Origin of the sequence: Neptuniibacter sp. SY11_33 (genome assembly GCF_047778025.1) — a bacterium.
Lineage (GTDB): Bacteria > Pseudomonadota > Gammaproteobacteria > Pseudomonadales > Balneatricaceae > Neptuniibacter.
Map to the genome: position 1 here is coordinate 1,859,537 of NZ_CP180543.1, position 12,794 is coordinate 1,872,330.

General features: G+C 42.9%; 18 protein-coding genes. 12 read left to right on the top strand and 6 right to left on the bottom strand.

The genetic code is table 11. The annotated features are described in order from the left end of the window. Positions 1 to 12: 12 nt before the first annotated feature. The 12 genes from fabG (at position 13) to ACMXYV_RS08780 (ending at position 9,818) form a co-directional block, all read left to right on the top strand. The gene (gene fabG, locus ACMXYV_RS08725; protein ID WP_415891384.1) at positions 13 to 756 is read left to right on the top strand and encodes a 3-oxoacyl-ACP reductase FabG; all 744 of its coding nucleotides are present in this window, start codon (positions 13 to 15) and stop codon (positions 754 to 756) included. A gap of 163 nt (positions 757 to 919) precedes the next feature. Beyond that, entirely contained in the window at positions 920 to 1,153 is a 234-nt protein-coding gene (gene acpP / locus ACMXYV_RS08730) for an acyl carrier protein (protein WP_007019607.1), read from the top strand. 170 nt (positions 1,154 to 1,323) lie between these two features. Then, the gene (gene fabF / locus ACMXYV_RS08735) at positions 1,324 to 2,562 is read left to right on the top strand and encodes a beta-ketoacyl-ACP synthase II (protein ID WP_415891385.1); all 1,239 of its coding nucleotides are present in this window, start codon (positions 1,324 to 1,326) and stop codon (positions 2,560 to 2,562) included. Positions 2,563 to 2,565: 3 nt separating this feature from the next. After that, positions 2,566 to 3,381: an aminodeoxychorismate lyase gene (gene pabC / locus ACMXYV_RS08740; RefSeq protein WP_415891386.1), complete on the top strand. Its 816-nt coding sequence runs from the start codon at positions 2,566 to 2,568 to the stop codon at positions 3,379 to 3,381. Further along, entirely contained in the window at positions 3,378 to 4,403 is a 1,026-nt protein-coding gene (mltG, locus tag ACMXYV_RS08745; RefSeq protein WP_415891387.1) for an endolytic transglycosylase MltG, read from the top strand. Before pabC ends, mltG begins: the two co-directional genes overlap by 4 nt. Positions 4,404 to 4,414: 11 nt before the next feature. Continuing rightward, complete coding sequence (gene tmk, locus ACMXYV_RS08750; protein ID WP_415891388.1) at positions 4,415 to 5,059, top strand: dTMP kinase; 645 nt, start codon at positions 4,415 to 4,417, stop codon at positions 5,057 to 5,059. Next, on the top strand, positions 5,052 to 6,047 hold the full coding sequence (locus tag ACMXYV_RS08755; protein WP_415891389.1) for a DNA polymerase III subunit delta': 996 nt from the start codon (positions 5,052 to 5,054) through the stop codon (positions 6,045 to 6,047). The genes tmk and ACMXYV_RS08755 overlap by 8 nt, the downstream gene beginning before the upstream one ends. A 15-nt stretch (positions 6,048 to 6,062) precedes the next feature. Beyond that, positions 6,063 to 6,413 (top strand): PilZ domain-containing protein, encoded by a 351-nt coding sequence (locus tag ACMXYV_RS08760; protein ID WP_415891390.1) that lies wholly within the window; start codon positions 6,063 to 6,065, stop codon positions 6,411 to 6,413. Between the two features lie 42 nt (positions 6,414 to 6,455). After that, positions 6,456 to 7,256 (top strand): TatD family hydrolase, encoded by an 801-nt coding sequence (locus tag ACMXYV_RS08765; protein ID WP_415891391.1) that lies wholly within the window; start codon positions 6,456 to 6,458, stop codon positions 7,254 to 7,256. Further along, positions 7,234 to 8,133: a radical SAM protein gene (locus ACMXYV_RS08770; RefSeq protein ID WP_415891392.1), complete on the top strand. Its 900-nt coding sequence runs from the start codon at positions 7,234 to 7,236 to the stop codon at positions 8,131 to 8,133. The genes ACMXYV_RS08765 and ACMXYV_RS08770 overlap by 23 nt, the downstream gene beginning before the upstream one ends. Positions 8,134 to 8,257: 124 nt before the next feature. Beyond that, positions 8,258 to 9,358 carry a malate dehydrogenase gene (locus ACMXYV_RS08775; RefSeq protein ID WP_415891393.1) on the top strand — a complete coding sequence of 367 codons (1,101 nt, stop codon included), beginning with the start codon at positions 8,258 to 8,260 and terminating at the stop codon, positions 9,356 to 9,358. Positions 9,359 to 9,413: 55 nt separating this feature from the next. After that, complete coding sequence (locus tag ACMXYV_RS08780) at positions 9,414 to 9,818, top strand: secondary thiamine-phosphate synthase enzyme YjbQ (RefSeq protein WP_415891394.1); 405 nt, start codon at positions 9,414 to 9,416, stop codon at positions 9,816 to 9,818. A 73-nt stretch (positions 9,819 to 9,891) separates the two neighbouring features. Here the strand turns inward: ACMXYV_RS08780 and ACMXYV_RS08785 are convergent, their stop codons facing one another. From ACMXYV_RS08785 to ACMXYV_RS08810, 6 genes are all read right to left on the bottom strand, one after another. Next, entirely contained in the window at positions 9,892 to 10,452 is a 561-nt protein-coding gene (locus tag ACMXYV_RS08785; RefSeq protein WP_415891395.1) for a chemotaxis protein CheW, read from the bottom strand. A gap of 208 nt (positions 10,453 to 10,660) precedes the next feature. Further along, positions 10,661 to 10,972, bottom strand: a complete 312-nt coding sequence (locus ACMXYV_RS08790) for a TusE/DsrC/DsvC family sulfur relay protein (RefSeq protein ID WP_415891396.1) — start codon at positions 10,970 to 10,972, stop codon at positions 10,661 to 10,663. Position 10,973: 1 nt separating this feature from the next. Next, positions 10,974 to 11,270 carry a sulfurtransferase complex subunit TusB gene (gene tusB / locus ACMXYV_RS08795; RefSeq protein ID WP_415891397.1) on the bottom strand — a complete coding sequence of 99 codons (297 nt, stop codon included), beginning with the start codon at positions 11,268 to 11,270 and terminating at the stop codon, positions 10,974 to 10,976. A gap of 1 nt (position 11,271) precedes the next feature. Then, positions 11,272 to 11,637: a sulfurtransferase complex subunit TusC gene (gene tusC / locus ACMXYV_RS08800; RefSeq protein WP_415891398.1), complete on the bottom strand. Its 366-nt coding sequence runs from the start codon at positions 11,635 to 11,637 to the stop codon at positions 11,272 to 11,274. Positions 11,638 to 11,639: 2 nt separating this feature from the next. Beyond that, complete coding sequence (gene tusD / locus ACMXYV_RS08805; protein ID WP_415891399.1) at positions 11,640 to 12,032, bottom strand: sulfurtransferase complex subunit TusD; 393 nt, start codon at positions 12,030 to 12,032, stop codon at positions 11,640 to 11,642. Positions 12,033 to 12,111: 79 nt separating this feature from the next. Continuing rightward, positions 12,112 to 12,792, bottom strand: a complete 681-nt coding sequence (locus ACMXYV_RS08810; RefSeq protein ID WP_415884772.1) for a Bax inhibitor-1/YccA family protein — start codon at positions 12,790 to 12,792, stop codon at positions 12,112 to 12,114. Between the last annotated feature and the right edge of the window lie 2 nt (positions 12,793 to 12,794).

Sequence of the window (12,794 nt, forward strand, 5' to 3'; positions counted from 1 at the left end):
GGAATTTTTTAAATGAGTATTGAAGGTAAAATTGCGCTGGTAACTGGCGCTACTCGTGGTATCGGTAAAGCGATCGCTGAAGAGCTTGGTCGTCAAGGTGCCGTAGTTGTTGGCACAGCTACAAGCGAGAAGGGCGCAGAGGCTATTTCTGCTTACCTAGCTGAAGCGGGTGTTAAAGGTACAGGTCTAGTTCTGGATGTTGCTGATAGTGCATCGGTTGAAGCTGTACTAAAAACTGTACAGGATGATTTCGGTACAGTGGAAGTGCTAGTTAACAATGCAGGCATCACGCGTGATAACATTTTGATGCGCATGAAAGAAGATGAGTGGGATTCTGTATTGAATACGAACCTTAACTCAATCTACCGCCTTGTTAAGGGTTGCCTGCGTGGCATGACTAAGGCTCGCTGGGGTCGTATCATCAGTGTAAGCTCTGTAGTAGCATCTATGGGTAACGCTGGTCAGGCAAACTATGCTGCAGCTAAGTCAGGTATGGAAGGTTTTACTCGTGCGTTAGCACGTGAAGTAGGTTCTCGTAACATCACAGTTAACTGTGTTGCGCCTGGTTTTATCGATACAGATATGACAAGTGGACTGGCGGATGAGCACAAAGATGCGCTTAAATCTCAGATTCCAATGAATCGTTTAGGTCAACCAGAAGAAATTGCAGCTGTTGTTGGTTTTCTAGCCAGTCAAGGCGGCGGTTACGTGACTGGTGAGTCGATTCAGGTCAACGGTGGCATGTATATGGGTTAAATACCCGCAGAAGGAATTGTTTTTTTCTGCTAATTGTTGATAATGTGCCGTCAGGTAGAGAATGAATTTACAATCTTGGCTTGATAAAGCCGGGATGCTTTAATAAAATTTCTTACCGCATTTCGTACTTGAATGCGGTGTTAATAAGAAGATAGGAATAGATATGAGCAACATTGAAGAGCGCGTAAAAAAGATCATCGCAGAGCAGCTAGGTGTTAAAGAAGAAGAAGTTACTCAAGAAGCTTCTTTCGTTGAAGATCTTGGCGCAGACTCCCTGGACACAGTTGAGTTGGTAATGGCTCTGGAAGAAGAATTCGAAACTGAAATTCCAGACGAAGAAGCTGAAAAAATCACTACAGTTCAGCTTGCAATCGATTACATCAACGCACACCAGTAATCGTTCGCTACAAGCAAGAATTCCGAAAAGCCGCCTATCTCTGATAGTGCGGCTTTTCTTTTGCCTGTAAGTTACAAACGTTTAATGCTTTAAGCAGTTCGGTTAGAATTGGCGAATTGTTAATTTCTGATTTATGTAGAACTTCCTTGTCTGGAATATGGAGATCAAAGATGGCACGTAGACGTGTTGTGATTACCGGTATCGGTATGCTTACCCCTATTGGCAATACTGTCTCAGATACTTGGGATAATTTACTTGCGGGTAAGAGTGGTGCTCGCCCAATCACTCACTTTGACTCTTCTCCTTTTGCGACTCAGTTTTCTGCATCCGTCCAAGACTTCGATGTTACTCAGTATATGAGTGCCAAAGAAGCCCGTAAGATGGATCTTTTTATTCAATACGGTATGGCCGCGGGGATGCAGGCTATCGATGATGCGAAACTAGAAGTAACTGATTCAAATGCTCCACGTATAGGTTGTGCTATAGGCTCAGGTATTGGTGGCCTACCAATGATCGAAAAGAACGTTGATATTCTTAATACAACAGGCCCTAGACGTGTTTCTCCGTTCTTTGTGCCGGGTAGTATTATCAATATGATTGGTGGCAACCTTGCGATCAAATTCGGCCTTAAAGGCCCTAATATCGCTATCACGACGGCTTGTACTACAGGTACGCATAATATTGGTCAGGCGATGCGTATGATCCAGTATGGTGATGCTGATGCAATGTTGGCCGGTGGCGCTGAAATGGCTACTACGCCATTAGGTATTGCAGGCTTCTCTTCTGCACGAGCGCTATCAACGCGTAATGATTCTCCTGAAACAGCCAGTCGTCCTTGGGATAAAGACCGTGATGGTTTTGTGCTTGGGGATGGTGCAGGCGTGCTTGTACTTGAAGAATATGAACATGCTAAAGCGCGTGGTGCCAAAATTTATTGCGAATTGGCTGGCTTTGGTATGAGTGATGATGCTTATCACATGACAGCACCGCCAGAAGACGGTGCGGGTGCGGCCTTGGCTATGCAAAACGCTATCAATGACGCTTCTGTTGCGCCAGAAGAGATTCACTATATCAATGCTCATGGCACTTCTACGCCGGCAGGCGATATCGCTGAGTCTAATGCGGCTAAATCTGTTTTAGGTGAGGCTGCTGATAAGGTAAGAATGAGTTCGACTAAGTCTATGATCGGTCATTTATTAGGTGCGGCGGGTGCTGTCGAGGCTATTTTCTGTGCTTTAGCGATCAGAGATCAAATTGCACCACCTACAATTAATTTAGATAACCCATCTGATGGTTGCGATCTAAATTACGTTCCTCATACCGCTCAGCCTTGTGAGATAAAAGCAGCGCTTTCTAACTCATTTGGTTTTGGCGGAACCAACGGAACCTTGGTGTTCCGTCAGATCTGATTTATGACTAAGTACTGGATTAATGGCGCTTTAGCCGATCAGGTATATATAAATGACCGTGGTCTAAGTTACGGCGATGGTTTATTTGAAACCATTGCTGTGATCGATGGAAAGCCACATTTGTTCGATCAGCATTTAGATCGTTTGCAGATGGGCTTAGATCGTCTGAAATTCCCTGAAGGGACAATAGATGCCGTAAAGAATGACATTCAGGCCTTAAACTTCTCCGGCAATCAGACATTAAAACTGACAGTGACACGGGGTATCGGTGAAAGAGGCTATAAGCTTCCTGCTACTTGCGTGCCTACACGTATCATCAGTCTAGCGGATTCGTCTGATTTCGCTAAGCAGAGAGATCAAGGTGTTTCTGTAATGCTTTGTCAGCAGCGATTAGGTATTAATCCTGTGTTGGCAGGGATTAAGCATCTAAATAGGCTGGAGCAGGTTCTAGCAAGGGCTGAGTGGTCTGATTTAGATATTGCTGAAGGTATTGTGTCAGATCTAGATGGAAACCTAGTTGAAGGCACCATGAGTAATCTTTTTTGGGCCCGGGGTGGCATACTCTACACACCGAAAATAGATCGAAGTGGTGTGCAAGGGGTTATGCGTGATCGCCTGATCCAATTAGCTAACCAGCTTTCAGTTGAAGTTTTCGAAGGGAGTTACCCTGAATCAGTACTTGAGAGTGCAGAAGAAGTTTTTATATGTAACAGTTTGATCGGTATTTGGCCGGTTATAACAATTGATGGCGAGCCTTTAAGTGTCGGTCCTATCACCAGAGATCTGCAATTATTGCTATCTAAGGAAATGAGTTGTTGAAAAAGATATTAACTGTTTTATTTGTCCTAATCGTGTCGGGTGCGGCAGGGGCTTATTGGTTATGGAATGATTACAATGCTTTCCTTAATGCATCGCTTCCTGTTAAAGAGAAATCTCTCTTTGAAGTTAGAAAAGGTAGTAGTTTCAATAAGGTAGTTGCAGATTTTAAAGAAAGTTATGGTGAGGTTAACAACCATTATTTCAAGATCTACGGGCGCCAATCTGGTCTGGCGAATAAGATTAAAGCCGGTGAATATGAGTTGAACGCTGGTTTAACACCTGTTGAATTTTTAAAGGTGATCACATCGGGCGTATCTAAGAATTATCGCTTTACGATCATTGAAGGCAGTAATTTCAAAGAGATGATGCACGCAATTAGTGAGCATAAGTACCTTAAAGATGATGTGAGCCATTTAAGTAGAGAAGCACTTCTTAAGAAGCTCGGTGTTTCTGAAAAACACCCAGAAGGTCTGTTTCTAGCTGAGACATTCAGCATCGAGAAGAACGGTTCAGCACTTTCGGTCTTAAAGCGCTCCAATGCCATGATGAAGAAAACGTTGGAAGATGAATGGAAAAAGCGCGATACAAAACTACCGTACAAGTCATCTTATGAAGCCTTGATCATGGCTTCAATTGTAGAAAAGGAAACAGCGCGAGCAGATGAGCGCCCGATTATTTCCGGTGTATTTGTTCGTAGATTGAATAAACGCATGCGCCTGCAGACTGACCCGACCGTAATCTACGGCATGGGAGACGAGTATAAAGGCAACATCCGCCGTAAAGATCTAAGAAAGCCAACGCCTTATAACACTTATGTTATTCCTGCATTACCGCCAACGCCTATTGCTATGGTTGGTAGAGAGGCAATTGAAGCAGCGCTTAATCCTGCAGACGGTAAAGCGCTTTATTTTGTTGCTAAAGGCGATGGCAGTCATTATTTTTCAGCGACTTTGAAAGAGCATAATAATGCGGTTAGACGCTATCAGCTTACCCGTCGTAAAGATTATCGCTCTTCGCCATAGGATCCAGAATTATGAATACGAGCGTTAAAGGTCGCTTCATCACTGTTGAGGGTACTGAAGGAGTTGGTAAATCAACAAATATTGAATATTTGTGTCAGCTGCTACGTGACCGCGGAATAGAAATTATTCTAACCCGTGAGCCAGGTGGAACACCGCTAGCAGAAGAGTTGCGTGAACTGCTTCTTTCTCCTCGTGATGAATGTGTTAGCGAAGATACGGAATTATTGTTGATGTTCGCGGCACGTGCGCAGCACATCGAAAATATTATTCGTCCTGCGCTTGAACGTGGAGCTTGGGTTATAAGTGATCGGTTTACTGACGCGACTTATGCTTATCAAGGTGGTGGTAGAGATGTGGATCTTGAGCATATCGCAATGCTAGAGCGAATCGTTCAGCATGGTCTCCATCCTGATATGACTTTGCTTTTGGATTTAGATGTTGAAATTGGTCTGCAGCGCGCGTCGAAAAGAAGTGAGCCTGACCGCTTTGAGCAGGAAAAGCTGGATTTCTTCCATAAAGTTCGCAATATGTACTTATCTAGAGCGGCAGCTGAACCCAATCGTTTTAGTGTCATTGATGCGTCTAAGAGTATTCCTGAAGTACAGGTGCAAATTTTAGATGCTGTAAATGCGTTTGTGGACACCGATAATGTCTGAACTGTTAAAGCCGTTTCCATGGTTTGATGAGCGATTTGCTCATCTCAGTCAGCTACATGATCAGAACCGTTTGCCGCATGCGTTATTAATTCATGGCATGCCAGGCATTGGTAAAGCGGCTTTTGCAACAGCATTTGCGCAATCTCTATTATGTCAAAGCCCTTTGCAAGGCCGAGCATGCGGTCATTGTAAGTCATGTGACCTTAATGCCGCAGGTAGTCACCCCGATCTCTTTATCCTCTCACCTGAAGAAGAAGGTAAGCAGTTAAAGGTTGATCAAGTTCGTGGGTTAGGGGAATTCATCTATAGTACGGCACAGCAAGGTGGTTATCGTGCAGTGGTTGTGGAACCTGCCGATGCTATGAATATCGCTTCTGCCAATGCGCTTTTGAAAATGCTTGAAGAGCCTGGGTCTGACACAATTATTTTGCTGGTTACCTCTAAAATGGGGCAGGTTTTACCGACCATTAAAAGCCGTTGTCAGCATGTAGAGTGCCATAATCCATCTGAAGGTGACGCGATTAATTGGCTAATGGCCGCTGCGGAAATTGATGCAGAGAAGGCTAAAAGCATACTGCATATTAATCGTGGCGCACCTAAAGAGGCCTTATCATATATAGAAAAAGGTCTAAATGAGCATCGGGCACAGCTAATTCGCGGACTTGCGGATATACTTAAACAAAGAAGAACTGCGCTTGAGGTTGCTCAATCTTGGCAAAAGCTTGATTTAGAGATGTTGCTAGGGTGGTTTTATAGTTTGTTGACCGATGCTGCTCGCGGTTCTGTCTGTCAGAGTTCTGACTTATTAAGGCAGGATGATGCGCGTAATATGCTTAATGCAGTTGCTAAAAAAACCAACCCAGTTAAAATCTTTAAGTTAGCGGATAAAGTACACGAAGAGCGCAGAGCAATAATGCTTAGGCAAAACCCTAATAAGCAGTTATTGTTAGAGAGTATATTATTGGAATGGGCTGCGCTGCTCAGTTAAGGATAAAGGTTCATTATGGTAGCTGTACCACGTTTAAGTCATGGTATTTTGTCTTTAAATATTCAGACAAAAGAAGAGCTATACGAGGCTTACTTACCGTACATCACTAATAGCGGATTATTTATTCCAACTCTACGTTCTTATCATCTAGGCGAAGAGGTATTTATGTTGCTTGAGTTAATGGATGAAGGCGACAAAATACCGGTTACAGGGAAAGTGATTTGGGTTACCCCAAAAGGTGCACAGGGTGGTCGCACGCCAGGTATTGGCATTCAACTCTCTGCTGATGATTCCACCTTAGTAAACAAAATAGAGACCTATCTGGCAGGTACATTGAATTCAGAGCGTAAGACAAACGCTTTGTAGTTTTTACTTTTAGTCTGTACCTTGCCCATCTAGATTATTTTTATGTTCATCGATTCTCACTGCCATTTGGACAGATTAGACCTGTCTCCGTACGATAATAATTTTTCAGATATGCTTCAGGCCGCTTTTGACCGTAAGGTCGATGCTATGCTTTGTGTATCTATTGCAATGTCGCAATTTCCCTCAATGTATGAGTTGATTAAGCCGTATGATAGGGTGTTTGCCTCGGTGGGTATCCATCCATTATCAGCTGCCGAAGAGCAGGTGAGCGTTCAAGAGCTACTTGAACAAGCCTCTAAGCCTAGAGTCATCGCTATTGGTGAAACTGGTCTGGATTATTACTATCAAACAGATACTAAAGAGGCTCAGCAGAAAAGTTTCGAGACGCATCTAGTCGCTGCCGGTGAGTTAAAGCTTCCTGTTATTGTGCATACACGTGATGCCCGTCAAGATACATTGGATATGATTAAAGCTCATGGCAATCAAGAATCCGGTGGGGTGCTGCACTGCTTTACTGAAAGCTTAGATATGGCTAAAGCTGCCTTAGATATGAACTACTATATCTCATTCTCTGGCATCACTACGTTCCGTAATGCGAGTGAATTGCGCGATGTAGTAAAGGCGATTCCTTTAGAGCGAATCCTTATCGAAACAGATGCTCCTTATCTGGCACCAGTGCCTCATAGGGGTAAGAAAAATGAGCCTAAGTATGTAGTTGAAGTGGCTCAGTGTATTGCCGATCTGAAGGGTGTTTCCATAGATGTAGTTGCTCAGCAAACTACCGAAAATTTCTACCGACTTTTCAATAAGGCGGATCAGAATGTTTCAATATCCTCCAATTAATTACATCGAACCTGTCTTCAGGCCTCCAAGTGAAGCTCATTCACTTATCCTGCAGGTAACCAATGGTTGTAGTTGGAATAAGTGCACGTACTGTGAAATGTATCGTGCACCACAAAAAAAATTCCGCCCTAAATCTATTGCTGAAATCACCGATGAAGTAATTCGATGTAGCGCCGCGCTTGGCGGTATTAGAAAGGTATTCCTCGCTGATGGCGACGCAATGGCTTTGTCATTTAAGCGCTTGAGAGAGATCTTGATAGTAATAAAAGAGCACCTTCCAAGCGTTGCCCGTGTATCAGCATATTGCTTACCTCGTAATCTTCTAAATATATCCATTGAAGAGCTATCTGAGTTACGTGAATTAGGCTTATCACTTTTGTATGTAGGTGCAGAGAGTGGTAATGATGAGATTCTTGAAAAGATAGAAAAGGGTGAAACCTTCGAGTCGACCAAGGACGCTTTGCTAAAGATTAAAGCGGCTGGTATCAAATCTTCCGTCATGATCATTAATGGTATGGGTGGAGCAAAATACTCCCACCAGCATGCTATTGATTCGGCTCGATTGGTCAATGTGGTTCAACCAGACTACTTGGCGACTTTGGTGTTATTTTTCCATGAAGGTGAAGCTGATTTTATAAAGTCGTTTGGTGGTGATTTCGAATTCTGCAACCAGCATCAGCTGATCGAAGAGATGCAAACCTTTATCAGTCATCTTGATTTGGATAAAACCATTTTTAGAAGTGACCATGCCTCTAATTATCTTGTGTTGAAAGGAGTTTTGGGGCGCGATAAACAGAAGCTACTTACAATGATTGATGGTGCGCTGAGTTCAGAGAGTAACGTTTTCCTCCGCTCTGAATACAATCGTGGTCTATAAATTAGTTCTTCGGTTTATTTAGAAAGTTCATATTGAGTACTAGAGAAGTACTTACATAATTGCTTACAGTCTATATACTTTGGTATTAAATGATTTTATTGCCAATATTTAGGGGTAAAAAGCAATGAGACGTCCAGTTCGAGTAGCCGTAACCGGTGCCGCAGGTGCTATTAGCTACAGTTTGCTGTTTAAGATTGCTGCTGGTGAAATGATGGGTAAAGATCAGCCTGTAATTTTGCAGCTGATTGAACTACCGCAAGCAATGGATGCACTTCGTGGTGTCGCAATGGAATTGATGGATTGTGCATACCCACTTCTTCATACCATCACGCTACATGACAATGTAGAAGATGGTTTTAAAAACGCGCACTATGCCTTATTGGTCGGTGCTAAGCCGCGTGGTCCAGGCATGGAGCGTAGCGATCTACTTGAAGAAAACGCCGCTATCTTTGCTCGTCAGGGTAAAGCGCTAAATGATTTCGCTAACCGTGACGTGAAAGTGCTTGTTACAGGTAACCCTGCAAACACTAATGCACTTATCGCTAGCCGAAATGCACCTGATTTAAGTCCGTCTCAATTTACATGTTTAACGCGCTTGGATCACAACCGTGCTAAAGGCATTCTAGCTAATCACTGTGGTGCAACGACCCGTGATATCGGCGGAATCATGATTTGGGGTAACCATTCTCCAACTCAATATCCAGATCTACATCAGGCAACAATCCTAGGTAAGCCTGCTATGTCTCAGATCGACACAGCTTGGTACAGAGATGAATTCATCCCTAAAGTGCAAAAACGTGGTGGTGAGATTATTCAGGCGCGTGGTCTATCGAGTGCGGCTTCAGCTGCACAAGCTATTGTTGACCAGATGCGTGATTGGGTGCTTGGTACAGAACCGGGTGAAATCATCAGCATGGGCATCCTAAGTGATGGTAGCTACGGTATCGCAAAAGGTATCTTCTACTCATTCCCTGTACGTTGTAATTACGGCCGTTACCAAATCGTACATGATATCGATGTAAACGATTTCAGTCGTCAGCGTCTAACGGCGACTGAGCAAGAATTACTTGATGAAAAGCAGATTGTTGATCATTTGCTACCAAAAGAAACTGAAGCTTCTCACCAGAATCTATCTATCTGCTTACGCTCTGGCGTAACTCTGTATGCTGACAATGCAGGTCCAGATGACGAAGACAGGTTCATGACAACAAACAGGGTAATGTAGTTTTAACTATTATTAATCTGTTAAAGTGCCTCTTCATCTGAAGGGGCATTTTTTTATGGTAAAGCTACTTACAGTCAAGACAGGTCATCAAGGGCTTTTTGAATTTACGCGTCAGTTGCAGCAATTGCTTGATCATAGTGGCGTAACTGAAGGTTTGTGTACTTTGCTGATACAGCATACGAGTGCAAGCCTCATCATTCAGGAGAATGCGGATCCAAGTGCTAAGCACGATTTGGAGAGTTGGTTAAATCGTTTAGTACCTGAGCGTGATTCGTTGTATACCCATACGCTAGAGGGCGACGATGATATGCCCGCCCATATAAAAAGTGTTCTGACGAATCCCTCTTTGTCTATTCCTGTACTCAACGGTCAGTTGTGCCTAGGTACATGGCAGGGCGTATATTGCTGGGAGCACCGACATTGTTCATCAAGCAGACAAATAGCTGTGCATATTGATTAAGTTATCTTTTTAAACTTGTATATTTCAGGTATAAAAAAAGCTGCATATGCAGCTTTTTTTATTGTGTTTAGGCTCAGAATTCTTCGCCTGTCTCCATTGGAGTAACACTTTGTAGCATCTTTAAAAGATCTAGCAAAATAATCAAAATGCTGTTGTAGTAACAAACACCTTGTACAAAGCGTTTTGTTGTCTCTTCGCCAGTAGCATTAGGTGCACGATCGATATCGTTCTGAGGTAGGTTGATTACCTCGTCAACGCTATCAACAACCAAGCCAACAACTTCTTGTTCGTTATATTCAACAACAATGATGCGTGTATCATCATCAGGCTCGTGCGGGCTTAGGCCAAACATCTGGCGTGTATCGATAACGGTTACAACATTACCACGCAGATTAATAATACCCAGGATAAAATAGTCGGAACCTGGTACAGGTGTGATCTCGCTGTAGCGAAGTACTTCTTTAACCTGAACTACGTCAACGCCATATAATTCATTATCAACTTTAAACGTCGCCCATTGGTGATAAATCACTTCTTCTTGGTTACTACGTTTAGATTCGCTGGCTTCTTGATGTAAAGATGCTTGCTCAGCCTGTAATGATTTAAGGTGTTCAGCTGCTGCTTCTAGACCCATAGTGCTCTACCTATCCTGTTTACTACAACTAAGGACTCTTAAGGTAAAAAGAGTTCTTTTTTATATTTCGAGTATCCCACAGCTTTAAAATGCTTAAAAGTAGGGAGATAGTGTTTTGTTACAGCATAGACTAGCAATGCTACGGTTTAAACCGTGCAGATCAAAAAAAGTAATTATTTCAGCTGGATGGATCAATAATACTAAAATTTCAGATGCAGTTATCGGGTTTAGGAAGACCCGAAATTTTTGCAATAAGTTTTGCTGGGCTTCCAGGGAAAAGTTTCATTAGATAGATACTTTTTCCTTTATCTTTACCTAGCTTAAGTGAAACAGCTTTGACAAGTGGTCGCATTGCCGGGGAAAGCTGATATTGTTCGTAGAATTCACGAATTAAATGAATTATCTCCCAATGCTCTTGGGTCAGCGTAAGGCCTTCCATATCGGCAATAGAGCTAGCAACTGTTTCATCCCAGTCTTCTAAGTTTCTCAGGTAGCCTTCTTTATCAAACTCGATAGTCATATTAAAACCAGCTAACAACTTTGTTCATTTCACAGCTTAGTTCTACAAACCGCTCATCTGTGGCGATTGTAAAGCGGGAGTCTAATCTGTCAGTTAGGCCTCGTGCGCTTACATCAGGCTCTAAAGCGAATAGTTTGCAGTTTTCAGGCAAGCCAGAGAAAAGAGCGGCGTTTGCTGTTAATGCCGTATAGACACCATCCTCAATCATTAATATACAGTCGTAGTCTTTTACGCTAGCGAGCAATTTGTTTAAAAGTTGCGGATTATTATGAGATTTATTTAATAGATGTAATGTCATATTAGAACGTCAATACAGTGTCGTGGCTATCAAGTAGAGTGCTTAAGTCGCTCTGGGCGATAATTTGTACGGGTAAAGCTAGGTCTGTTTCTGAAAGCGCATTGGCCTCAAGGTCTTCAGCGCAAACAAATATCTGATCAATATCGTACATGGGTAATGCACTTAACATTGATTCAATATTCTTATGGCCGGTTTGCTGGGTCTTGTGGTTTTTAAGGAGCTGGAATAGACCATCGCTTAAAAAAACTAAACTTACCGGCATTTCAAAAATAGAGCAGGTTAGAGCGACATCCAACGCGTCGCGAGCATTGCTTGTGCCGTAAGGTGCATGTTGATTAAGGATTAAAACTGATTTTTTAGCACTCATCATTAAGCCCCAAATGTTACAACACGATCGGAAACAGCAATGGCTTCAGCTAGTTGGCCAAGACCGGATAGCTCAAACCCTGTAGCAATATTGCCACCCGATTTTTCATAACGCTTAGCTTCGTTATCGTCTAGGACGCCTCGCTTAACTGCTGCGGCAATGCAAACAACCAGATCTAAATCGTGTTCGCCTGCCAATGTCTGCCACTCTTTAGGTAAGTGGGTTTCGTCCTGGGGTGGGGCAATCAGGGAGTTAGCGAGATTAACGCCGTCTGCATAAAAGAACACCCGATACAGCTCATGACCCTGCTGTAAGAGAGTTTTGGCATAACGTAATGCTGTCGCTGCCGATTGACTGCTAGAGGGTGAGGCCTGAATAACTATTGAGAATTTCATTGAATTGCTAAAGCCTATAACTAAAAAGCCCCGCAATCTTATCAAAGAAAGCAGGGCTTTTTATAGATTTACGAGCTACTTAGTCGTCGCTTAGGAAGCCAACAAGGCTTAGCAAGTGTACGAATAGGTTGTAAATGTTCAGGTACAAGCTAACGGTTGCCATAACATAGTTAGTGTAAGTGCCGTTAACAATGTTGCTAGTATCGTAAAGGATGAAGCCACACATTAGCAGAACGACAAGAGCAGAGAATGCTAGATGCAGTGCGCCCAGTTGTACGCCAAATAGAGGCAGTACAAACAAAGCAACCATTGCAATCAAAGCAACCATCATACCAGCAGCTAAGAAGCCACCCATGAAGCTGAAGTCTTTTTTACTTGTAAGTACGTAAGCAGATAGACCAAAGAAGGTCAGAGCAGTCATGCTTAGAGCAGTCGTTACGATCTGGCCGCCATTTGCCATAGCTAGATAGCTATTAATCAATGGTCCAAGGCCAAAGCCCATCATGCCAGTGAACAAGAAAACCAACGGAATAGCAGCGGCGCTATTTTGTTTCTTGTTTAAGATAAATAGCATTACAAAACTAAGAATAAAGCTGCCGATATACACAAAAAATGGCATCTGTAGCATCATAGAAATGCCAGCAGAAATAGCGCTTACAACCATTGTCATGGCTAGCAGCATGTAGGTGTTACGAATGACTTTGTTCGTCTGCAGTACGGACTGTTCGGAACGAGCATCGTAAGTATTTACGTTACGCATGA